General features: G+C 70.8%; 16 protein-coding genes. 10 read left to right on the forward strand and 6 right to left on the reverse strand.

Going from position 1 to position 23188, the window contains the following annotated elements; all coding sequences use genetic code 11:
* Window positions 1-196 precede the first annotated feature (196 nt).
* The 4 genes from KIH07_RS02395 (at window position 197) to KIH07_RS02410 (ending at window position 5127) form a co-directional block, all read left to right on the forward strand.
* Complete coding sequence (locus KIH07_RS02395) at window positions 197-1012, forward strand: polysaccharide biosynthesis/export family protein (RefSeq protein WP_226490441.1); 816 nt, start codon at window positions 197-199, stop codon at window positions 1010-1012.
* Between the two features lie 16 nt (window positions 1013-1028).
* Window positions 1029-3446, forward strand: a complete 2418-nt coding sequence (locus KIH07_RS02400; protein ID WP_226490442.1) for a GumC family protein — start codon at window positions 1029-1031, stop codon at window positions 3444-3446.
* 131 nt (window positions 3447-3577) lie between these two features.
* Window positions 3578-4321, forward strand: coding sequence for a J domain-containing protein (locus KIH07_RS02405; RefSeq protein ID WP_226490443.1), 744 nt, complete (start codon window positions 3578-3580; stop codon window positions 4319-4321).
* Window positions 4318-5127, forward strand: coding sequence for a tyrosine-protein phosphatase (locus KIH07_RS02410; RefSeq protein WP_226490444.1), 810 nt, complete (start codon window positions 4318-4320; stop codon window positions 5125-5127). The genes KIH07_RS02405 and KIH07_RS02410 overlap by 4 nt, the downstream gene beginning before the upstream one ends.
* 36 nt (window positions 5128-5163) lie before the next feature.
* Here KIH07_RS02410 and KIH07_RS02415 read toward each other — a convergent pair whose 3' ends face one another.
* On the reverse strand, window positions 5164-6429 hold the full coding sequence (locus KIH07_RS02415; protein WP_226490445.1) for a murein transglycosylase A: 1266 nt from the start codon (window positions 6427-6429) through the stop codon (window positions 5164-5166).
* Between KIH07_RS02415 and KIH07_RS02420 the strand changes: the two genes are divergently transcribed.
* Window positions 6362-6508 carry a hypothetical protein gene (locus KIH07_RS02420; RefSeq protein WP_226490446.1) on the forward strand — a complete coding sequence of 49 codons (147 nt, stop codon included), beginning with the start codon at window positions 6362-6364 and terminating at the stop codon, window positions 6506-6508. The genes KIH07_RS02415 and KIH07_RS02420 overlap by 68 nt on opposite strands.
* 23 nt (window positions 6509-6531) lie before the next feature.
* Here KIH07_RS02420 and KIH07_RS02425 read toward each other — a convergent pair whose 3' ends face one another.
* The 4 genes from KIH07_RS02425 to KIH07_RS02440 form a co-directional block, all read right to left on the reverse strand.
* Window positions 6532-7161 (reverse strand): response regulator transcription factor, encoded by a 630-nt coding sequence (locus tag KIH07_RS02425; RefSeq protein ID WP_226490447.1) that lies wholly within the window; start codon window positions 7159-7161, stop codon window positions 6532-6534.
* 29 nt (window positions 7162-7190) lie between these two features.
* Complete coding sequence (locus KIH07_RS02430; RefSeq protein ID WP_226490448.1) at window positions 7191-9260, reverse strand: two-component system sensor histidine kinase NtrB; 2070 nt, start codon at window positions 9258-9260, stop codon at window positions 7191-7193.
* 112 nt (window positions 9261-9372) lie between these two features.
* A complete protein-coding gene (locus tag KIH07_RS02435; protein ID WP_226490449.1) occupies window positions 9373-10179 on the reverse strand; it encodes a carbon-nitrogen hydrolase family protein in 807 nt (268 codons plus the stop codon).
* A 78-nt stretch (window positions 10180-10257) separates the two neighbouring features.
* Window positions 10258-14442, reverse strand: coding sequence for a YhdP family protein (locus tag KIH07_RS02440; RefSeq protein WP_226490450.1), 4185 nt, complete (start codon window positions 14440-14442; stop codon window positions 10258-10260).
* A 143-nt stretch (window positions 14443-14585) separates the two neighbouring features.
* Here KIH07_RS02440 and glnE point away from each other — a divergent pair, with 143 nt between their 5' ends.
* Both glnE and KIH07_RS02450 read left to right on the forward strand, forming a co-directional pair.
* Window positions 14586-17531: a bifunctional [glutamate--ammonia ligase]-adenylyl-L-tyrosine phosphorylase/[glutamate--ammonia-ligase] adenylyltransferase gene (gene glnE / locus KIH07_RS02445; RefSeq protein WP_226490451.1), complete on the forward strand. Its 2946-nt coding sequence runs from the start codon at window positions 14586-14588 to the stop codon at window positions 17529-17531.
* Window positions 17528-18148 (forward strand): rhomboid family intramembrane serine protease, encoded by a 621-nt coding sequence (locus KIH07_RS02450; RefSeq protein ID WP_226490452.1) that lies wholly within the window; start codon window positions 17528-17530, stop codon window positions 18146-18148. Before glnE ends, KIH07_RS02450 begins: the two co-directional genes overlap by 4 nt.
* Before the next feature lie 108 nt (window positions 18149-18256).
* On the opposite strand, the gene KIH07_RS02455 is transcribed toward KIH07_RS02450, so the two are convergent.
* Window positions 18257-19078 carry a ferritin-like domain-containing protein gene (locus KIH07_RS02455; protein ID WP_226490453.1) on the reverse strand — a complete coding sequence of 274 codons (822 nt, stop codon included), beginning with the start codon at window positions 19076-19078 and terminating at the stop codon, window positions 18257-18259.
* 503 nt (window positions 19079-19581) lie between these two features.
* Between KIH07_RS02455 and KIH07_RS02460 the strand changes: the two genes are divergently transcribed.
* The 3 genes from KIH07_RS02460 to KIH07_RS02470 are packed head-to-tail and all read left to right on the forward strand — an operon-like array spanning window position 19582 to window position 23187.
* Window positions 19582-21021: an NAD(P)/FAD-dependent oxidoreductase gene (locus KIH07_RS02460; RefSeq protein ID WP_226490454.1), complete on the forward strand. Its 1440-nt coding sequence runs from the start codon at window positions 19582-19584 to the stop codon at window positions 21019-21021.
* Window positions 21018-21827: a DUF1365 domain-containing protein gene (locus KIH07_RS02465; RefSeq protein WP_226490455.1), complete on the forward strand. Its 810-nt coding sequence runs from the start codon at window positions 21018-21020 to the stop codon at window positions 21825-21827. Before KIH07_RS02460 ends, KIH07_RS02465 begins: the two co-directional genes overlap by 4 nt.
* Before the next feature lie 34 nt (window positions 21828-21861).
* Complete coding sequence (locus tag KIH07_RS02470) at window positions 21862-23187, forward strand: SAM-dependent methyltransferase (protein ID WP_226490456.1); 1326 nt, start codon at window positions 21862-21864, stop codon at window positions 23185-23187.
* Window position 23188: the final 1 nt, after the last annotated feature.

A 23188-nucleotide genomic window follows, 5' to 3' on the forward strand; every position in this document is an offset into this window, starting at 1 on the left:
TGCCGGGTGGCCCCCTTGCTTGGCACACCGGCCCACGCGATGCGGTCCTCGTTGTGGCGAGGTGTTGGGCGGCACGAGCCCACGGCGTCGGAACCCACGAACGGCGCCTGGCGCCGTGGGATCGCCCGTAATCAAAGGTAATTTTTTGGCCCCTTCAGGGCCAGAAAGGGGATGCGTTATGCGTCGGAAGGAATTCATGAAAAGCAGGCCATGGGCCCCTTGGGGCATCGGGGTGGTGGCGGCGGTCGCGGCCTGGCCGCTGCATGCGCAGACGGCCACCCCCGGCACGGCGGGCCAGCCCGCGGGCGCGGCGATGCAGATGGAAGCCGTGCGGTCGACGCCAACGCAGGCCCCGGTGAACGCCACGGCCAACCAGCTCGTGCCGGCCAGCGCTTCGATGGGCTCAGAGGGCGCAGGGGGCACTGTGGCCCCCCTGAACTCGCTGAGCGCGGTGGGCGCGGACTACCGGATTTCGCCCAACGACCTGATGGAGTTCAACGTGTTCGGCGTGCCCGACATGAAGCGCGACGTGCGCGTGAACGCCTCGGGCCAGGTGTCGCTGCCGCTCATTGGCCCGGTGCAGGTGGCGGGGCTCACCTCGCAGGACGCGGAACAACTGATCGCCACCAAGTACCGGGAGAAATACCTGCGCGACCCGCAGGTCTCGCTCTTCATCAAGGAGTTCACCACCCAGCGTGTCGCCATCGAAGGCGCGGTGACCAAGCCGGGCATCTACCCGGTGTCGGGGCAGCTCACGCTGCTGCGGGCCCTGGCCCTGTCGGGCGGCTTCGCGCCCTACGCCAACATCAACCAGATCGTGGTCTACCGCAGCGGCACGGGCGGGGCGCGCGAGCAATTCACCTACGACCTCGACAAGGTGCGCGCCGGTCAGGAGAAGGACCCGGACATTCGCTCGGACGACGTGATCGTGGTCCAGCGCAACGCCAGCCGCGCCGCCCTGAGAGATTCGCTCTTCCGCGACATCCTGGACACGCTCAACCCTTTCCGCTGACGCGGCCTCAATACCCATGGCATCCACCGACCAACACCCATTGCCCGCCGTTCCCGGCCCCTCGGGCTCGCTGGCCCTGCGCCGCGAGAGCGCCCTGTCCGCACAGACGATGGCCCGGGGCGAACCCGGGGCCCTGGCCGAAGACCGCATTGACCTCAAGACCATCTGGCGCACGCTGTTCAAACACAAATGGACCATTGGGAGCATCACCGCCCTGTGCACCCTGGGGGCCATGATGTACACGCTGCGCATCACGCCGCAGTACCAGAGCGTGGCCCTGCTGCAGATCGACCGCGCGGCGCAAAAGGTGGTGGGCTTCAACACCGACGTCGAGGTGGACGAGGGCCCCGCATCCGATCAGCTGCAGCTGCGCACCCAGATCGAGTTGCTCAAGAGCCGCAGCCTGGCCGAGCGGGTGATCGACGAAATGGGGCTGTACAAGCCCGACGCACCCGCCACCCCGCCCAGCGAGGCCGACGCGGACGATGCTGCGGCGCCGACCGGCAGCGAGCCGATCGACCAGGCCCGGAGTCTGGCCGCCAAACTGCTGCGCAACCTGCGCACGCTCTTCACCCCATCGCAGGCGGACCAGCGCGCGCTTAGCCGGACGGGCACCGTGGCGCAGTTCGAAAACGCGATCTCCGTGGAGCCCATCCGCAATTCGCGCCTGGTCGAACTCCGGGTGCTCAACCCCGACCCGGAGCTGGCCGCGCGCATCGCCAACACCATGGCCAAGGCCTTCATCGCCAGCAACATCGAGCGCCGGATGGACTCGTCGATCTACGCGCGGCAGTTCCTGGAGGATCAGATCCGCCAGACCAAGGCCAAGCTGGAAGAGAGCGAGCGCGTCATCAACACCTACGCGAAGAAAAACGAGATCCTGAACCTGGGCGAGAAAGGCAGCGCGGCCACCCAGACCTTCGTGGACTTTTCCGCTGCGCTGGCCAAGGCCGAGCAAGACCGCATCAAGGCCGAGACGCTGTACAACCAGGTGAAGCTCAACCCCGAAAGCGCGCCCCAGGCGGTGACCAACGAGGCCATCCGCGCCTACAAGGAGCAGCGCGCCCGGCTGGAAGCGGAATACGCCAGGGACCTGGCCGTCTACAAACCCGACTACCCCGCCATGGTGCAGGCGCGGGCCCAGATCGCCGAACTGGAAGGGCGCATCAAGACCGAGGTGAACAACATCCTCGCCAGCATCCAGGGCCAGTACATCGCCGCCAGCAGGGCCGAAGAACAGCTCAAGGCCAAGGTGGCCAGCAGCCGCAGCGAGGTGCTCACGGTGCAGGACCGCAGCGTGGACATGAACCTGCTGAGCCGCGAGCTGGACACCAACCGGCAGGTGTATGACAGCCTGCTGCAGCGCCTGAAAGAGGTGAGCGTGACCGCGGGCATCACCACCAACAACGTGAGCATCGTGGACGAGGCCTCGGTGCCGCTGTTCCCGGCCAAGCCCAACCTGAAGGTCAACATCGGCCTGGGCGTGATGCTGGGCCTGTTCCTGGGCATGCTGGCGGCGCTGCTGCGCGAGCAGATGGACGATTCCGTGAAGCACGCCAACGAGATCGAGACCCTGTTCCACCTGCCCCTGTTGGGCCTGATTCCGTTCACCAGGCCCAAATTGGGCCGCAACGAGCCCGTGGCCCTGCTGACCCACCGCGATCCGCGCAGCACCTTTGCCGAGGCCTACCGCTCCATGCGCACGGCGCTGCAGTTCAGCACCGCCGATGGCGCACCCCAGCGCTTCATGGTGACGAGCTGCGGCAAGGGCGAGGGCAAGACCACCACGGCGCTCGCGCTGGCCATCAACTTCGCCCAGCTGGGCCAGAAGGTGTTGCTGATCGATGCCGACATGCGCAAGGGCTGGGTGCACCAGATGCTCAAGGTGTCCAACGAGCGCGGCCTGTCCAACCTGCTGAGCGGGGACCGCGGCAGCGACGGGCTGATGCAGGACACCGCGGTGGCCAACCTGAGCGTGATCACGGCGGGCCCGGTGCCGCCCGACCCGGTGGAACTCCTGATGGGCCCCAAGCTGGGCCAGCTGCTGGAGAAGGCGCAGGCCATGGGCTACCAGCAGATCGTGATCGACGGGCCGCCGCTGCTGGGCATCGCGGATGCGATCGTGCTGGGCAACCAGATCCAGCACATCGTGTTTGCCGTGAAGGCGGGCGGCACGCGCAAGGACAGCATCCGGGACGCCCTGCGCCGCCTGCGCAACGCGGGCCTGGCCCCCATGGGCATGGCGCTCACGCACGCGCGCAACGAGCACACCAGCGACTACGCCTACGCCGCCTACTACGGCTATGGCTACGGCGACGGCTACACCCCACCCAGCGCCGCCCGGCCGAGCCCGGCGCCAAGCCCGAACAAGCCGCCGGTCCCGCTGCCGGCCGGCACCCGCATCGAGCCCACACTGGACCCGTCCGGCGCCTAGGATGAAGCACCCCCCGCGCCGCTTCGCGTCACCCCCGTCACTGGCCGTCCGGCAAAGCCGGCCCGGCGGTGCCTCTGGGTGGTGTTGTTTCATGCGTCGTGGGTCGCGCGCAGCGCGATGGAGCAACAGACATGAAACACGGCCGCAGCCGCCTGCTGCCCGCGCTGCTGGACTTTGAGCGCTCGCCCGGGCGCTACCGGGTGGTGCTGCGCGAGCCGCGCCCGCTGTTTGAGCACATCGGCAGCGTGATGCTGCTCGCCGCCGGACGCCCGGTGCCGGGCCTGCCCGTTGCAGCGGCGAGCACGCCCGAGCTGCGCCGCGCGGCGCGCTTTTTCGTGCGCACGGTGATGCTGCGCCCGGGCTCGGACGCCTTCACCCTGCTGGGCCTGGGCCCGGGCTTCGAGCCGGCGCAATTGCGCGAGCACTACCGGCTGATGATCCGCCTGACGCACCCGGACTTCGCCACCACGGGCGAAGGCTGGCCCGCCGACGCGGCCACGCGGGTCAACCTGGCCCACGACCTGCTCTCGTCGCCCGAGAGACGGGCGGCCCACGCCGCTGCGCGTCACACACCGGCCGCCGGCGCGCCGATGCGCCTGCGGCCCGCACTGCCCAGGCCCACGTTCCCCAAGCCCGCACCGGCCCGCGATGCAACGCGCGCGGGCTGGCTGTCCGCGCGCGCCCGGCTGGTGCTGGCCGGCGCGGGCGCGGTACTCGCGGCGGGCGCGTTCCTGCTCATCGGCCCGGTGGGCCATGAGGGTTCTTTGGCGGTGCGCCGTGCGTTGCCGGCGCAGGCCCCCGTGCCGCTGGAGGGCGGACCGGCGTCGACCCCGGGGGCGCCCGAGCCACCGCAGCGGGAGGCGCCGCGGCCATGATCGATCTGCACAGCCACATCCTGCCGGGCATCGACGACGGGGCAAAGACGCTGGACGATTCGCTGGCGATGGCGCGCATCGCCGTGGCCGACGGCATCCACACCATGGCCTGCACGCCACACATCTACCCCGGCATGTACATGAACGACGGCCCGGGCATCGCACAGGCCTGCCGTCGCCTGCAGACGGAGCTGGACCGCCGTGGCATTGCGCTGAAGCTGGTGGTGGGGGCGGACGTGCACCTGGTGCCCGGCCTGGTCGATGGGCTCAGGAGCGGGCGGGTGCCGACGCTGCACGGCTCGCGCTACTTTTTGCTGGAGCCTTCGCACAGCACGCCGCCGCCACGGCTGGAAGCGTCGGTGTTCCAACTGATCGCGGCGGGCTACACGCCCATCATCACGCACCCGGAGCGGCTGAGCTGGGTGGAGGGCCACCACCCGGTGTTCCTGCGGCTGATCGCGCAAGGCGCCTGGATGCAGGTGACGGCCGGGGCGCTGACGGGCGTCTTCGGCCAGCGCGCCCGGTACTGGGGCGAGCGCTTCGTTGGCGAAGGCCACACCCACCTGCTGGCCACCGACGCGCATTCCACCGGCCGGCGCCTGCCGCGACTGACCGAGGGGCTGGCGGTGGCGCGTCGCCTGGTGGGCGACGGGGAAGCCCGCCGTCTGGTGGTCGAGCGGCCGACGGCGGTGTTGAAAGACCTGCCACCGCAGGGCTTTGGGTTGCCCCACACGCCAGCGGATCCGGAAACGGGTCGGCCTTCGATGATCAGCCGATGGCTGTCAAAGCGGCACCCGACGCCTTGAGGGGCCGAGCCCGCCACGCGGTGGGCCGCGCGCGCGTCAGCGCGGCCACAACACCCACAGCTGCAGCGGCTGCTTGAGCGCGGCGGCCACGGTGTAGGCCGGGTCGGTCCAGCCGCCCCAGCCGGTGAACAGGTCGGCGCGCACCGCGCCCACGATGGCGCCGCCCGTGTCCTGCGCCAGCACCAGTTTCTGCTGGCTGAGCGTGGGGCCTTGCGTGGCCAGCCACACCGGCGTGCCGTAGGGGATGCTCTGCGGGTCGACCGCGATCGAGCGGCCCGGGGTGAGCGGCACCCCCTGCGCACCGCGCGGGCCGAAGCGCGCGTCCAGCTCCGAGAGCTTTTCCTCGCGGAAGAACACGGTGCGCGGGTTGCTCCAGAGCATCTCGCTCTGGCGCTGCGGGTTGCGCGCCGCCCAGGCCTTGATCGCCTCCCACGAGGCCTCGCTGATCGCGCGCTGGTCGAGCAGCCAGCGCCCCACGCTCTGGTAGGGATGGCCGTTGTGCGCGGCAAAGGCCACGCGCACCTGGCGCTGGCTGCCGTCGGGCTCGCTGACGTTGAGCCGGCCGGAGCCCTGGATCTGCAGGATCAGCGCGTCGATCGGGTCGGCCAGCCAGGCGATGGCCTTGCCCTGCAACGCGGCCCGGGCCGCGGGCAGGGTGTCGATGTCCTGCCGGCTGTACCAGGGCTGGCCCGGGCGCAGGCCGTCGGGCGGGCCGTACAGGGGCGTGCGGTGGGTGGCGGTGGGCACGCGGCTGGCGGGCAGGATGGGTTCGTAATAACCGGTGAGCAGGCCCTGGGGCAGGCTGCCGTCGGGCTCGCTCACGCGGTAGGGCTGGAAGCGGCGCACCACCCAGGCCTGCTGTTCGGCCGGCGTGGCGATGGAGAGCTGGCGCACTTCGCCACACAGCGCGGTGTGGCCGCTGACCGGCCGCTCGCAGCCGCGCACCCAGGCGTTCCAGGCCTCGTGCAGGCGGTCCTGGCCCCAGCCGGGCAGTTCGGCCCAGCGCACCGGGGTCCAGCGGCTCTTGCCCCGCTGTTGCGCCGGGGGCAGCGGGTCGTTGTCGGTGACGGACGTGGGCGCGGGTGCACTTGGCGGGGGCGCGGGGTAGGGGTACGGGTCGATGGCGCAGGCACCGAGGCTTCCTACAATCAGGGCCCACGCGCCCACACGCAGCATCTGCAGTGCCCGCTGCGCCGCTGGCGCGCCATCCCTCCACGAACCGTCGATCGCCGTCATGACCTTGTTGTTGCTGGAAGCCCTGGGCGCCCTGGTGTTGCTGGTGTTCATCGTGTGGTGGACCATGTTTTCAGGGCGCGAGAAGGGTGAGCTGCCCGATCGGACCCGCAGCGGGCCAGACGACGACGGCGCGCCCAAATCCTGAGCGCCGGCCCCGCGCGAGGCCGTTCAAACCTGGCGCAGCGCATTGGCCAGTTCCACGGCCGATTTCACGCCCATCTTGTCGAACACGCGCGAGCGGTGCACCTCCACCGTGCGCACGCTGATGTGGAGCTGATCGGCCACCAGCTTGTTGGGCAGGCCCGCGACCACCAGGTGCATCACGTCGCGCTCGCGCTCGGTCAGGCCAGCGAGCCGCTGCTGCAGCTCGCGCCGGGCGCGGCGCTCGGCCAGCACCTGCGCCGAACGGTGCAGCGCCTGCTCGACACGGTCGACCAGGGCGTTGTCGGAGAACGGTTTTTCACAGAAGTCGAAGGCGCCACGCTTGACCGCATCGACCGCGGTGGCCACGTCGGCGTGGCCCGAGAGAAAGATCACCGGCAGCGCGGCCTGCCACGGCAGGGTCAGCAGGTGCTCGAACAGCGCGAGCCCGCTGGTGCCGGGCATGCGCACGTCGAGCAGCACGCAGCTGGGATCGCTCGGCGCGTCGCTCCAGCCACCGATCTCGGCCAGGAAGGCGTCGGCACTGTCGAAGCCCTCGCTGAGCAGCCGCCGCGTCCGCAACAGCCAGGCCAGCGCTTCGCGCACGCCCGCATCGTCATCGACGAGAAAGACCTTGGCGTCGGGGTACTGGGTCATGGGCGGATGATAGTGGAGACGTTGCGCGTTCAGGCCGCTGGCAGCGTGAACCGGAACACCGTGCCCCGCGGCTGGGCCGGCTCGTAAGTCAGCGCGCCGCCGTGCTGCTCGATCACGGTGCGGCACAGGGAGAGGCCCAGGCCCATGCCCTCTGCCTTGGTGGTGAAGAAGGGGGTGAAGAGCTTGTCGCGCACCTCCGCGCTCAGCCCCTGCCCGTGGTCGGTCACGGCGAATTCGACCCAGTCCTTGCGCGGCAGACCACCCTCGCTCTGGCCCGAGTGCAGGCGCAACTGGCTCACCGCCAGGGTTAGCACGCGCAAGCCGGAGCCCGACGCCGGGTCGCCGATGGGCATGGCCTGCACCCCGTTGCGCGCCAGGTTGAGCAGCACCTGTTCGACCATGGTGCGGTCGCACAGCACCGGCGGGCAGCCAGGGGCCACGAGGGTCTGCACGCGGATGCCCTGCTTCTTGGCCTGCAGGCCCAGCAGCGGCAGGATGGCCTCGATCAGGCTGGCCGGCGCCACGGCCTCGCGCACCTGCTCGCGCCGGCGCACGAAGTCGGCCACGCTCTTGATGACGCGCCCGGCGCGCTCGGCCTGCTCGCTGATGCGCCGCATGGCCTGTTTGAGGTCGCCCTGGGGCAGGGGGTGCCCCGGGCTCGCGGGTTCTTCGAGCAGGTTGAGCGTGCCGCTGGCGTAGCTGGCGATGGCCGCCAGCGGCTGGTTGAGCTCGTGGCTCAGCAGCGAGGCCATCTCGCCCACGGTGGCCAGCCGGGCCGTGGCCTGCAGGCGCTCTTGCGAGGCGCGGTTGAGCTCTTCGACGCGGCGCTGTTCGCTCAGGTCGAGGATGGCGCTCATGAAGCCGGTCTGGTGGCCCTGGGCGTCGATCAGCGGCGCTTCGATGATGAGCACCGGGAAGCGGGTGCCGTCGCTGCGCTGGAACACCGACTCGTAGCCTTCGCGCGGCAGGATCTGGCCGGCCAGCCGCACCGCCTGGCGCTGCTGGTATTCGTCCACCAGCTCGGGCGGCCACCAGGGCGCGGGCAGGCCGGAGCCGACGAGCTGTTCGGCGCTGAACCCCACCATCTGGCAGAACGCCGGGTTGACGTAGGTGATGCGGCCGTGCATGTCGCGCGCGCGCAGCCCCGTGACCAGCGAGTTCTCCATCGCCTTGCGAAAGGCCAGGGCCTGCGCCAGCTCGAGCTCGGCGCGCTGGCGGCGCCGGATGTCGCGCCCCAGCAGCGCGAGCACCGCGAGCAGGGCCAGCGAGAGCACGCCCACGACGGCGGTGAGCACGTTGGGGAACAGGCCGAAAGGCCCCTTGCCGCCCAGGCGTGGGCTCTCCAGCCGCAGCATGAGGGTGTGGCCGGGCAGGTCAAGCAGGCTGCTGGCCAGCAAGGTGCGCCGGCTGCCCGAGGCGCTGCTGTGCAGGGCCAGGCGGGTGCCGTCGGCCTCGGTGAAGGCCAGGCCGCGCCCGCGCAGCAGGTCCTTGTTGGTGAGCTCGGCGAGCAGGCCCGGCAGCGAGTAGGTGGCCACCAGGAACCCGGCCGGCACGCCGGTGCGCACCACCGGCAGGCACATCTCCATCAGCTCCTGGCCCTGGCCGCCGCTCATGGGCCAGAAGTAGCTGGGCGAAAACGAGGGCCCCGACACGCGCTGCGCGTTGTCGCAGGCCTGCCGCAGGTCGGGCAGGGCCTGCTCCCGGTGGAGGTAGCCGAACAGGTCCGGCAGGTAGGGGGTGTCGCGTTGGGCGATGAGCCGGTAGGCGCTGTCGCGCCATTCCAGGCGCACGATTTCGCGGTGTTGGCCCAGCAGCTCGGCCGCCGGGCCAACCCAGGAGTCGGGCGTGGGCGCCACGCTGTGCAGCGATTGCAGGGTCTGCACGTTGCGCACCAGGGCGCTGCGCATGTCGCTGGCCACCGCGACGGCGTCGGCCTCCAGCGCGGCCTGGTCGCGCCCCTCTTCGTACTCGGCCGCCAGGAACACCAGCACACCCAGCAACAGCAGCACCAGCAGCAGCAGGGCCCCCCAGAGCCTCCAGCGGCGCGAGGGCAACAGGTGGCGGGTGCGCGGCAGCGGAGAAGAGGCCGTCACGGACATCAGAAACGGTGGAGCGAGCAGCCCAGGCCACCGCGGAACCGGCTCCGCCGGGCCGCAGGTGGCGCCCCCCAGTGGGGGGTGACGCGCCGTTGGGCGCGGCGCGGGGGGCGTCTCATAGTCTGCGGTGCTGCAGCGCGGGCAACTGCTGGCGCACGTTGCGCAGGCGCTCCATGTCCAGCTCGGCGAGCACCACGCCCGGGCCCTCGGCCTGCAGGGCCATGACCTCGCCCCAAGGGTCGATCACCATGCTGTGGCCCCAGGTGCGGCGGCCGTTTTCGTGCAACCCGCCCTGCGCGCTGGCGATCACATAGGCCTGGTTCTCGATCGCGCGGGCGCGCAACAGCACCTCCCAGTGGGCCTGGCCGGTGGTGTGGGTGAAGGCCGCGGGCACCAGCAGCAGGTCGGCCGCGAGCATGCGGTAGAGCTCGCCGAAGCGCAGGTCGTAGCAGACGCTCTGCCCGACGCGCCAGCCCTGGCCGTCGCGCGCTTTGCACTCGAACACGGTGGGCGTGTCGCCCGCGACCAGCACGGTGGCCTCGTCGTAGCTCTCGCGGCCGTTGTCGTAGCGGAACAGGTGGATCTTGTCGTAGCGGCTGACGTTTTCGCCGCGCGGGGTGTAGACCAGCGAGGCGTTGGCGGCGTGCGCGGGGTCGTCGGTGGCCATGGGCAGGGTGCCGCCGACGACCCACATCTTCAGGTCGCGCGCGGCGTCGGACAGGAAGTCCTGCACCGTGCCCAGCCCCGGGGTCTCGGCGATCAGGAGTTTGTCCGCGTCCTGGTGGCCCATGAAGCAGAAGTACTCGGGCAACACGGCCAGCTCGGCCCCGTCGTGCGCGGCCTGGCGCAACAGGCGCAGGGCTTCGCTGAGGTTGGCGTCCAGGCTGATGCCCGAGACCATTTGGATGGCGGCGACTTTCATGACAGCTCCTGTGGGGTGGGCCAGAGGCCGCTCCCGGGGTGGAAACACAGCTTAACGCAGAGCAACAACCGGGACAGCCTATTCGCTTTTGGGCGCCACGGCGGCGACCCCGATTTTTTCGACCTGGGGGTCGGCCCAGCTGCCCGTGATGTGGAACTGCTGGGTGGTGGCGCTCTGCAGCGGCTGGCGCAGCAGGAACTGGGCCAGGAAGGTGCCCAGGCCCACGGCGGGGTTGATGGCGGTGGCGATCAGGGCGGCGGTGCCGGCGTTGATCTCGGGCACCACCACCACCTTGAGGTCCTGCTGTTCGCGCGCGATGTCGGCGCTCCCTTCCATCAGCACGGCGGCGTTGACGCCCTTCATCTGCAGGTTGTTGGTGTGCACCACGCCGTGCTCGATGCGCGCGTCGCCGCGCACGAAATCGAACGCGAACCCGTTGGAGAACACGTCGCGGAAGTCCAGCACCAGGCGCCGCGGCAGGGCCTGCAGGCTGAGCACGCCCAGCAGCTTGGCCGCCCCGGGCTCGACCTTGAGGAACTGACCGCGCTCGATGTCGACCTTGAGCTGACCGGCCAGGCTGGCGTAGTCCATGGCCAGCGGGGAACCCCGCCAGCCGATGCTGCCTTCGATGCGGCCCTTGCCATTGCTCACCACGCCCTCACGGCCGAAGCGGGCCAGCAGCAGGCCGGAGTCGTTGATGTCGAGCGTGAAACTCAGCGCGGTGCGCCGCTGTCCGCCCGGGCTGGCGCCATCGGGCGCCCAGTTGCCGGTGGCGCTCAGGCGCGCCTCGGGCACGTTGAGCTCCAGCCGGTTCAGCCGCCACTCGCTCACGCGGGTGGGGCCGGCGCGGTTGACGGCGTTGATCTCGACCCGGCCCAGGCGCCGGTTGGACAGCACCAGGTCTTCGACCGCGATGTCCAGCGCGGGCACGCTGCTGGGCTGCTGCAGGATCTGCTCCACGTCCTTGGCGGCCGAGGGCGCCAGGTTCAGCCGCGCCAGCCGCGCGTAGATGCTGCCGGCGGCCGGGCCGCTGGGCTGGCCGTATTCGACATAGCCATTGAGTTCCTCGGCGTCGACGTTGGCGCGCCACCGGGTGCCCTCGCGCGAGCCCCCGACCACCACCCGGTTGAAGCTGCGCCCGTCGACGGTGATGCGATCGGCGCGCACCGCCAGGGTGGTGGGCAGGTAGGACAGGCTGGCGTCCGAAGCCGGCGAGGCGGGCGCAGGCGCGGTGGCGGTCCCCGCGCCGGGCACGCTGGCGCGCACCTCCGTGCCGGTGGTGCTGGTGAACACGCGTTCCCAGTCGTCCACGTTGATCTGGCCGACCTGGATGTTGGCCAGCACCCCGTCGGCCGGCAGGGGCGCCGACTCGCCAGCCCCCAGGCCCAGGGCCACGCTGCCGCGCAGCACCCGCGGCTCGGCGCCAACGATGTCGCGCTCGTAGCGCAGCGCGGCCAGCGGGGCCTGCTCGGGGCCGAGCAGGACCGTCAGGCGGTCGCTGCGGGCCACTTCGCCACTGGCGTCGGCCGCCGTCGAGAGCACCGTGTTTTCGTAGCGCAGCGGCAGGCTGTCGGTCGCGGCTTTGCCCAGCGGCGCCGGCAGGTTCAGCGCCAGCCCCTGCAGGCCGCTGGTCACCACCAGCTCGGGCACCCCGGCGCGGAAACCCAGTTGTGCGTTGTAGGCGGCGCTGCCGCTGGCGTTGGCAAAGAGGCGCGAGACGAAGCCCAGATCGGCGTCGCGCAGGCCCTCGGCCCGCGCCGTTCCCTGGCCCCGGAACTGGATACGCGCCACGCCCTGGGCGTCGGGCTGCATGCCGCCGCTGAAACGCAGTTCGCCGCCGTAGAGCTGCGCCTGGGCGTCGGTCACGCCAAAGCCCTTTTCGCTGAAGCTCAGGCTGCCCTTGGTGCTGGCCAGCAGCGGGGCCTCGGGGCTGATGTGCACGTCGTTGCCGTCAAAGCGCACCGTGCCGCCGACGGTGGTGGCGTCCAGCCGCTCGAACGGCAGGCTCAGGCGGAACTGCGCGCTGGCCGGGCCGGTCATGCGGGCCCGCGCCAGGGCTTCGCCGGTCATGTGGTTGAGCGGTGAGCTGCGCACAAAGCCCAGCATCTCGGTCGCGGGTCCACGCGCGTCGGCGCTCACCACCAGGGTGGCGTGGTCCACCAGGTTGGCCACCTCGATCTTCGCCTGGCTCAGGCGCACCTGGGGCGCGCCGTCCAGCCCCGCGTCCAGCCCGCTCAGGCGCAGCGAGGCGCGGTCCAGCAGCAGGGCGCCGTTGAGGCCCTTGAGCATGGGCCAGGGCGCATCGCCCGGTTCCTGCAGAAAGCTGGGCACGTAGGCGAAGTCCACCGCCTGCAGGTGGGCCGCGATGCGGAAGTCGCCGCGGGTGCCGGGCGTGTCGAAGGGCATGTCGTACATGTCGCCCTTGATGCGGAAGTCCACCTTGTCGGAGCGGCCCGAGCGCACCGCCTCGCGCACATAGCGCCGCACCTCGGCCGACACCGTCAGCGGCAGGTAGCGGTGCACCCGGTCGGCGCTGGCGCGGGTCAGGGTGGCGTTCACGTCGAGCACGCCGGGGAAGCGGGAGCCCGAGGCGCTGTGCTGGGGGTCGCTGGTGTTCCAGCGGGCCTGGCCCGTGCCTTCGGCATCGGCATTGGCCAGGCGCACGTTGTCCAGCTGGGCCTCGATGCGCTCGCCGTCCAGGCGCCAGAGCGCGTCGGCCTCGAAGCGCGTGAGCGGCAGCACCGGGTCCTCGAACACGTCGGGCAATTCGAGCGCCCCATTGGCCACCGCCAGGTGGGCGCGCCCGCCGGTCTGGTTGAGGTCGAAGTCCACCGTGGCACCCGCGATGCCGGGCCGCCCGGGCAGGGGGTAGCGGCCCGAGGCCGAGGTCTTGCCGCTGGGCTGGCCGGCCAGCGCCAGGCCCACCACACGGCCCTTGGCCTGGTAGGTATCGACGCTCCAGTCGATGCCTTCGCCGGGTGCCGCGGCGGCGTCCGCCGACCCGGCCCGCGCGCTGGCGGCGGGCGGCGGCAGGCCCTGCCAGCGGGCCGTCAGGCCGTCGACGCGACCGGCCGGTTTCAGGCTGGCCAGCAGGCCGGGCGCACCGCCGGGCAGCGGCAGTCGGCTGGCCAGCGCGGACAGCGGCGCGAGCTCGATGCCGTCGGCGCTGAGTTCGGTGTGGGCCACGCGCTGGCCCTGACGCGCGGTGTGCTCCAGCCGCAGGCGACCGCCGGGCCAGACCTCGCCCGCGCGGGTGCGAAAGCGCAGGTTGTCGGTGGTGAAGGAAAAACCCGCGTCGCTCCATTGCGAAGCCAGGCGCCCGCCGAGCTCGTCCAGCGCCAGCGGGGGCAGCTCCGGGCCCAGGCGCGTTTCCACGCCCCGCAGCGCCAGGTCGGCGGTGACGCCGGTCACGTGCCCCCGTTTCACATCGGCCCAGGCGCGCACCGCGCCCTGGCCCGCGAGCACCTCGACACCCCAGTCGGACAGGTCTGCATAGGCCCGCAGGCGCGACACGTCCATGCGGGTGAAATCGGCGAACAGCTCGCCGTCCCAGCGCTGCCAGCGCGCGGTTCCCGCGGCCCGGCGGCCCAGGTCGAGCAGGGGTTCGCGCAGGTCGGCGCGCAGGCTCAGGCGCTCGCCCCACTCGGGGGGCGGGGTGGCGTCGAGCCGGAACCGGTGGTGGCGCGCCTGGTTGCGCGCCACGAAATCCAGCACGCCCAGTTGCAGCGGCGGCTGGCCGCGCAGGTCGTCGGTCCAGCGCACGGTGCCGTTCTGGATCACGAACTCGGGCTGGGAAAAAAACCAGTCGGAGGCCGCGTGGTCGCCGCTGTCCGGCCCCGTCAGGTCCAGCCCGGCCACCTCGATGTGGCCCTGCGCGGTGCGGCGCACGTCCAGCACCGGCGAGGCGATCACCACCTGCTCGAAGCCCAGCCGCCACAACGAACGGACCGACAGCGCGGTGCGCACGCTCGGCAGGTGCAGGGCCTCGCGCCCGGCGGCGTCGAACAGCCGCACGTCGCTCAGCTCGAAGGTGGGCACCAGGGCGGGCACGAAATCGGGCAGCCAGTCGTGGCCCGCCGATCCGGCCTCGGCCCGGATCGCCCCCACACGCACGGGTACCCCTACCGTGCTGCTGGCCCAGCGTTCCAGGTCGGGGCGCCACTCGCCGATTCGCGGCACAATCCACAAATGCAGCACGCCCAGGGTGAGTGCGAACAGGCCCCAGACGGCCAGCACCAGCCAGAGCAGCAGCCGCGTTGCCACGGAAAGTGTCTTGAGGGATCGCGTGAAGGGTGCACGCACAGGAGATTCGGCGGCATCTGCCGGGCTTTGATGGTTCATGTCCACTGCAAATTATGACGGCCAGCCACACCAAGGGTTCCGCAGTCCAGGAATCCGCTTTGTCAATGAATGTGATACCCCCGTCCCCCCACCACCCCCCTTTGACACCCGCTGACCGGATCGCCGAACACTCGCGTTTCGTGCAGCGCGTGCGCCGCCGCTACACCGACGAACTCGCCTGCCTGCCGCCCGGCGCACCGGTGCACGCCAGCATGCGGGCCTGCCTGGCCGAGCTGCGCACCCGTGGCCTGGCCGTGCCCGCGGCGCTGCGGGTGCTGCGCCAGCTGGTGCTGGAGCGCCTGGTGGTGCTCGACTGCGAACAGGACGCGCCGCTGGCCGTGGTCACGCGCGCGGTCACCGAGCTGGCCGAACTCGCGCTCGACGCGGCCTGCACGCTGGCCTGGAGCGAGCTCGACGAGCTGTTCGGTGCTCCCCAGTATCCCGGCCCCGACGGCCAGCCCCAGCGGGCCCGGATGTGGGTCATCGGCATGGGCAAGCTGGGCGCGCGCGAGCTCAACGTGTCGAGCGACATCGACCTGATCTACGTCTACGACCACGACGGCGAGACCGCCGGCAACGCCCAGGGCCGCAACCGCATCAGCAACCACGAGTACTTCGGCAAGGCGGTCAAGCACATCTACAACACCGTGGGCGAGGCCACCGAACACGGCAGCGTGTTCCGCGTCGACCTGGCGCTGCGGCCCAACGGCAACTCGGGGCCGAGCGCGGTCTCGCTGGGTGCGCTGGAAGAGTATTTCCTGGTGCAGGGCCGCGAGTGGGAACGCTTCGCCTGGCTCAAGAGCCGCGTGATCGCCCCGGCCGCCTGCATCGCCGACAAGAGCGCCAGCGCGCTGCGTGGCGCGGTGCTGCCCTTCGTGTTCCGCAAGTACCTGGACTACAACGTCTTCGACTCGCTGCGCACGCTGCACCGCCAGATCCGCGAGCACGCGGCCAAGCGCGCCGCCGGCAACCCCGGGCGCGCCAACGACGTGAAGCTCTCGCGCGGCGGCATCCGCGAGATCGAGTTCACCGTGCAACTGCTGCAGGTGGTGCGCGGCGGCCAGTTTCCCGAACTGCGCACCCGCCCCACGCTGGACGCGCTGCAGCGCCTGTGCCGCGCCGGCCTCATGCCCCAGGGCAACGCCGACGCGCTGGCGCAGGCCTACACCTTCCTGCGCCGGGTCGAACACCGCATCCAGTACCTGGACGACCAGCAGACCCACGTGATGCCCACGCGCGACGACGACCTGAACTGGCTCGCCGCCACCATGGGCCACGCCAACGTCTGCGACTTCCTGCACACCCTGGACGCGCACCGCGAGCTGGTGGCGCAGGAGTTCGACACCCTGCTCGGCGGCCCCACCAACGGGGGCTGCAATGGCAAGGGCTGCAACGGCAGGAACGGGAAGAATGGCGCGGCTGGCCACGTCGGCGGCACGAGCGACGACCTGCAGTCGGTGCTGGCGCAGCTGCCCGAGGCCTTCGCGGCCAAGGTGGCGCAATGGAACGGCCACCCGCGGGTGCTCGCACTCCGCGAGGATGCGCGCGCGCGCCTGGTGCGGCTGGTGCAACGCACCGGCGCCTGGCTCGAACAAGGGCGGGTGAGCGAAGAGGCCGCCCTGCGCCTGGCCGACTGGATCGAACCCCTGCTGCGCCGCGAGAGCTACCTCGCGCTGCTGCAGGAGCGGCCCTCGGTGCACGAGCGCCTGCTGCGCCTCATGGGGGCGGCCAAATGGCCCGCGCGCTACCTGCTCCAGCACCCGGGCGTGATCGACGAACTGGCCAGCCAGCAGCTGCTGGCCGAGCGCTTCGACGCCGTGCAGTTCGAGGCCGAACTCGAAGCCCGGCGCGCCGCGCTGCACTCCACCGGCGAAGACGACGAAGAGGCCCTGCTCAACCTGCTGCGCCGCGCGCACCACGCCGAGGTGTTCCGCACCCTCGCGCGCGACGTGGAAAAAGTGCTCACCGTGGAGCAGGTGGCCGACGACCTCTCGGCCCTGGCCGACACCATGCTGCGCGTGACGGCGCGCTGGTGCTGGGCGCGGCTGAAGAACCGCCACCGCGAAGAACCCGGTTTCGCCATCATTGGCTACGGCAAACTCGGCGGCAAGGAACTGGGCTACGGCAGCGACCTCGACATCGTGTTCGTCTACGAAGACGAGGACGAGCGCGCCCCCGAGATCTATGGCGCCTTCGTGCGCAAGATGATCAACTGGATGACGGTGAAGACCGGCGAGGGCGACCTGTTCGAGATCGACACCGCGCTGCGGCCCAACGGCAACTCCGGCATGCTGGTGACCAGCTTCAACGCCTACGCCAACTACCAGCAGCAGCGCGGCAGCAACACCGCCTGGACCTGGGAACACCAGGCGATGACGCGGGCCCGGTTTGTCATGTCCGGCAGTGAGACCGGAGCCCCCACGCTCCCCGCTGCGCGTGGTTCGCTGCCCCCCGAGGGGGCGGTCCCCGCCTTGGGGCGGCCCGGCTGCGGGGCCGGAGCCCCCACGCTCTCCGCTGCGCGTGGTTCGCTGCCCCCCGAGGGGGCGGGCCCCGTCCCCTCCCTTCGCGAGCGCTTCGATGCCGTGCGCGAAGCGGTGATCACGTCGGAGCGCGACCCCCAGGCGTTGGCCGCGGAGATCGTGGCCATGCGCGAGAAGGTGCGTGCCGCCCACCCGGTGCGCGGCACGCGGTTCGACGTCAAGCACAGCCCGGGCGGCATGGTGGACGTGGAGTTCGCCGTGCAGTACCTGGTGCTGTCGCAGTCGCGCACCCACCCCGAGCTGCGCGCCAACGCCGGCAACATCGACCTGCTGTTGCGCGCCGAACGCGCCGGCCTGCTGGCGCCCGGCATGGGCGAGGCCGCCTCTCGCGCCTACCGCGAGCTGCGCCAGATCCAGCACCGGGCACGGCTGGACGAAGCGCCGACCCAGGTCGATGCCGAGCTGGTGGAGCCCCAGGCCGCGGCCGTGCGCGCGCTGTGGCAGCACGTGCTGGGCTCGCGCACGGCATGAAGCCCTCGCGCAGCTGGCTGGTGCTCTGTGCGGTGCACGGTGTGGCCAGCATGCTGCTGTGGTGGGCCCGCCCGGGCGCCATCGACACCCTGACCTGGCACGCCCACGACTGGCTGCAGCAGCCCTGGACGCTGTGGACCAGCGCCTGGGTGCACATGAACACCCCACACCTGATCGGCAACCAGCTCGCGCTGGGCGCGCTGGCCGCCTTTGCCTGGGTGATCCGGCCCTCGCTGGCCTGCACCTGGGCCTGGCTGCTGGCCTGGCCGCTGATGCAGGGGTCGCTGCTGCTGTGGCCGCAGATCGGTTACGCGGTGGGCCTGTCGGGCCTGCTGCACGCCGGGGCCATGGTGCTGGCCATGCAGCTGATCCAGAAGCGCATCCCCGTGCCCATGGCACGGCGCTGGGGCGGTCTGCTGGCGCTGGGTCTGCTGGTGAAGCTGGCGCTGGAGCAGGGCTGGTCGAACCCGGTGGTCTGGGACCCGGGCAACGAGATGTCGGTGGTGCAGGCGGCCCACCTGGCGGGCACGCTGTGGGGCCTGGTGCTGGGGCTGATGCTGGGCTGGCTGCCCCGCGACAGGGCAATCGCCCCGGCGCCTTCACTGCCCGCGCACTGAGGCGCCGGCGCGCCAGCCTCAACCCAGAACACCGCGGAACCGGCTTCGCCGGGCCGCAGGTGTTGCCCCCTTGAGGGGGTCGCGCGCAGCACGGCGGGGGTGTTCACCTCAAGCCAACGACTTTCGAAACCGGTTGAGCTCCTGCACCGTCTTGAAGCTCTGCTCCATCAGCAGGCTCATGTTGTGCAGGATGCGCTCGACCACGCGGTTTTCCCACACCGCGTCGAAATCGATCTGCTTGTCCAACCAGTGTTCGAGCCACTCGGGGTTGGGCAGGCGGCTCTGGATGGTGTCCTTGGGGAACAGCGCCTTGTTCACGTGCAGGTTGGTCGGGTGCAGGGCCTGCGCGGTGCGCCGCGCGCTGGCCATGAGCACGCCCACCTTGGCGAACGCAGCGCGCGCCTCGTCGCCGAAGTTGCCGATGGCGCGCTTCATGTAGCGCAGGTAGGCGCCGCCGTGGCGCGCTTCGTCCTGGCTCAGGGTGGCGTAGATTTTCTTGATCACGGGCTCGGTGTGCCACTCGCTGGCGCGGCGGTACCAGTGGTTGAGGCGGATTTCGCCGCAGAAGTGCAGCATCAGCGTCTCCAGCGGCGGGGCCGGATCGAACTCGAAGCGGATGTCGTGCAGTTCCTGCTCGGTGGGCACGAGCTCGGGCCGGAAACGGCGCAGGTATTCCATCAGCACCAGCGCGTGTTTCTGCTCTTCGAAGAACCAGATCGACATGAAGGCCGAGAAGTCGGAGTCGTCGCGGTTGTCGCGCAGGAACATCTCGGTGGCCGGCAGCGCCGCCCATTCGGTGATGGCGTTCATCTTGATGGTCTGGGCCTGCTCGTCGCTGAGCGCGCCGGCCTGGAAGGTTTCCCAGGGAATGTCTTTGCCCATGTCCCAGCGGACGGACTCCAGCTGCTTGAAGAGTTCGGGGTAAAGCATGCGCGTCCTCGGTGGCAAAAAACCAGTTTACGGCCCGCACATGGCCGTTGTTTGACAAAGCAGCGGGCCTTAAATGGGTATCGGCCGCACCCGGGGCGGGGCCCCTGCCCAGGTCGTGTCCACACCGGCCGCCCCCCGCGGCCAGGGGATAACCCTGCGTGGTTCAGGGATACAAAGAAGATTGCATCGACTAAAAAGATACCAATCAGTCACAATAAGACCAAACAGTGTATTTTCAGACCGAAATCTCCACCTCACCACCACCGGACCCGCCCATGCCAACTCAGCCCAGGAACTTTTTCGCATCGGCACCGCTCCATACACACAAGGCGGCGCTGGAACCCGTGCCGCCCACTGTTTTTGCACTGCGAAGCCTTCCTGCCCCTAGCGGTCTGGCTGCAATCCCGGAACGTCTTTCCTCCTCCTCCCTCCCTCCCTCATTCGTTTCGGGGCGCTTCGCAGTCTTTTGTCTACCGGCCCACCGGGCCGTGGGGGTCTGAACCATGCATTCAGACCCCCGCTTTCAGCCCATGGGCGGCACCCGCCCGCCTCGCCGTGTGGCCATCGTCGGCTCCGGCATCTCGGGCCTGGCCGCCGCGCACACCCTGGCCGGTCTGGCCGACATCACCCTCTTTGAAGCCGGCGCCCACTTCGGCGGCCACACCCACACGGTGGATGTGACCCTGCCTGACGCGCAGGGCCATCCGATCCGCTTCGGCGTGGACACCGGTTTCCTGGTGCTCAACGAGCGCACCTACCCCAACCTGCTGGCGCTGCTGGCCGCACTGGAGGTGCCGCTGGCGGACTCCGACATGTCGTTTTCGGTGCAGGCCCCGGGCGCCGGGCCCGACGGCGGTGCGCTGGAGTGGAGCGGCGCCAGCCTGTCCAGCGTGTTTGCCCAGCACCGCAACCTGCTCAACCCGCGCTTCTGGCGCATGCTGGCCGACATCCTGCGATTCAACCGCATCACCACGCGGCTGGCGCAGCAGGGCCAGGACCTGGGCGAGCACAGCCCGCTGCTGCAGCCGCTGGGCGAGTTCCTGCAGGCGCAGGGCTTCTCCCGCGAATTCCGCGACTGGTATTTCCTGCCCATGATGGGCTGCATCTGGAGCTGCCCGACCGACCAGATGCTGGCCTTTCCGGTGGCCACCATGGTGCGCTTCTGCCACAACCACGGCCTGCTCCAGATCACCCACCGGCCGCGGTGGCACACGGTGGCCGGCGGCGCGCGGCGCTATGTGGACAAGATCGTGGCCGCCATCCCCGACCGGCGCCTGCACACGCCGGTGCACCAGGTGCTGCGCGACGCGCAAGGCGTGCGCGTGGTGAGCGAGGGCCGGGTCGAGCGTTTCGACGCCATCGTCATGGCCTGCCACAGCGACCAGGCGCTGGCGATCCTGGGCGCAGCGGCCAGCCCGGACGAGCGCGCCGTGCTCGGCGCGATCCGCTACCAGCCCAACCGCGCGGTGCTGCACACCGACGCCTCGGTGCTGCCCAAGGCCCCTACCGCCTGGGCGGCCTGGAACTATGAGCGCGAAGGCCTGGCCACCCAGGCCGGCGAAAGCCCCGACCCACAGGCGCCGTCGGCCCAGGTCTGCCTGCACTACCTCATCAACCGGCTGCAGCCCCTGCCGGTGGCGCAGCCGGTGCTGGTGTCGCTCAACCCGCGGCGCGCGATCGACCCGGCGCGGGTGATCGGCGAATACGCCTACGAACACCCGGTGTTCGACCTCGCCGCCCTGCGGGCCCAGGCCCGCCTGGGCGAGCTGCAGGGCCGGCAGCACACCTACTACGCTGGCGCCTGGATGGGTTATGGCTTCCACGAAGACGGCCTGAAAGCCGGCCTGCACGCGGCGCGTGCGCTGATCGACGCCCACGGCCTGATGCCCACCACCAGCGGCGCGGCCGCGCGCCACGCGGCCCTGCCCGGGGTGTTCGGATGAGCACGCCGCCGCCGGTGGCGCAGATCGGTTTCGGCCAGGTGCGCCACACGCGCCTGCGCCCGCGCCGCCACGCCTTCGCCTACCCCACCCATTTCCTCATGCTGCCGCTGCGCAGCCTGCGCGCCCACGGCGACGGCGAGCTCGCGCGCAACCGGCGCGCGGCGCTGAGCTTTCACGACGCCGACCACGGCGACGGCGGGCCCGACTGCCTGGCCTGGATCGACGGCCTGCTGCGGCAGCACGGCATCCACGACGCGCTGGGCGAGGTCTGGCTGCACACCCCCCCGCGCGTGCTGGGCCACAGCTTCAAACCGGTGAGCCTGTGGTACTGCCACCGGCCCGACGGCCGCCTGCGCGCGGTGCTGGCCGAGGTGAACAACACCTTTGGCGAGCGCCACTGCTACCTGCTGGACAACCCTCGCTATGGCCAGCCCTGCACGGCGGACAAGGTGTTCCACGTCTCGCCGTTCTGCCCGGTGCGCGGCCAGTACCGCTTCGTCTTCATGCGCAGCCCCGGCCACCCCGGCGCCGGCCCGGCCCGCACCGTGGCGCGCATCGACTACCACGACGACGGGGCCGACGCGCCCGCGCTGATCCAGACCAGCGTGAGCGGCGCGCTGCAGGCGCTCAATGCCCGCAGCGTGCGGCGCGCACTCTGGGCCTACCCCGCCATGACCTTGGGCGTGATCACCCACATCCACTGGCAGGCGCTGCGCCTGTGGCTCAAACGCACGCCCTTCTTCCGCCAACCGGCCGCGCCGGGCACCGCCGTCACCGTGGGCGGGCCCGCCAAGCCGTCCCGCTGACCCCTTCCCTCCCACCCCGCCCTGGCTGCCCCCCATGAACAGCACCACCGCCCCCCGACACCCCGCCGGTTTCGCCCTGCCGCGCAACGCGCCCGCCACCGCCCGCAGCGCGCTGAAACTGCTGCAGCGCCTGCGCCACGGCAGCCTCACGCTGCAGCTGCCCGATGGCTCCATGCAACGCTTCGGCGACGCCACCGGGCCGCACGCCAGCCTGCGCCTGGCCAACTGGAAGGTCTGCGCGGCGGCGCTGAGATCGGGCGACATCGGCTTCGCCGAGAGCTACATCGCGGGCGACTGGCACACACCGAACCTCACCGAGCTGTTGCGCCTGTTCATCGCCAACCGGCGCGAGATCGAGGACATGGTCTACGGCTCGTGGCTCGGCCGGCTGGCCCACTGGGTCCAGCACAAGCTCAACCGCAACTCCCGGGCCAACAGCCGCAAGAACATCCACGCCCACTACGACCTGGGCAATCCGTTCTACGAACTCTGGCTGGACCCGACCATGAACTACTCGTCGGCCCTGTTCGAAACACCAGAGCAATCCCTGGCGGACGCGCAGCACGCCAAGGTGCGGCGCGCGCTGCGCATGGCCGGGGTGCAGGCCGGCGACCGCGTGCTGGAGATCGGCTACGGCTGGGGCGCGCTGGCCGAGATGGCCACCACCGAATTCGGCGCCTCGCTCACCGGCGTGACACTGTCCACCGAGCAGCTGGCGTTCGCGCAACGGCGCATGAAGAAGCTGGGTGTGCCGCTGATGACCGACACGCCCGCCGCCGGGCCGCCCCAAGGCGGGCGAGCCCCCGCGGGGGGCAGCGACCCGCGCCAGCGGCGGAGCGTGGGGGGAGCCCCTTCTGCCGATCTGCGCCTGCAGGACTACCGCGACATCGACGACGGCCCCTACGACGCGATCTGCTCCATCGAAATGGTCGAGGCCGTGGGCCGCGAATACTGGCCGGGCTACTTCGGCGCGCTGCACCGCCTGCTCAAGCCGGGCGCGCGGGCCTGTGTGCAGAGCATCGTGATCCGCGACGACCTGTTCGAGCGCTACATCGCCGGCACCGACTTCATCCAGCAGTACATCTTCCCCGGCGGCTGCCTGCCCAGCCCGCGCGAATTCCGCGCCGCCGCGCAGCGCGCCGGTCTGGAGGTGGTGGACCAGTTCGACTTCGGCCAGGACTACGCGCGCACGCTGCGGCTGTGGCGCGAGCAGTTCCTGCGCGAGCACGAGCGGGTGCAGCGGCTCGGTTTCGACCCGCGTTTCCTGCGCCTCTGGGAGTTCTACCTGGCCTATTGCGAGGCCGCGTTCCTCGAAGGCAACACCAGCGTCGTGCAGTTCAGCTTGCGCCGCCCGGACTGAG

The sequence above is a fragment of the Hydrogenophaga taeniospiralis genome (assembly GCF_020510445.1).
In the GTDB taxonomy this organism is placed as follows: Bacteria; Pseudomonadota; Gammaproteobacteria; order Burkholderiales; family Burkholderiaceae_C; genus Hydrogenophaga.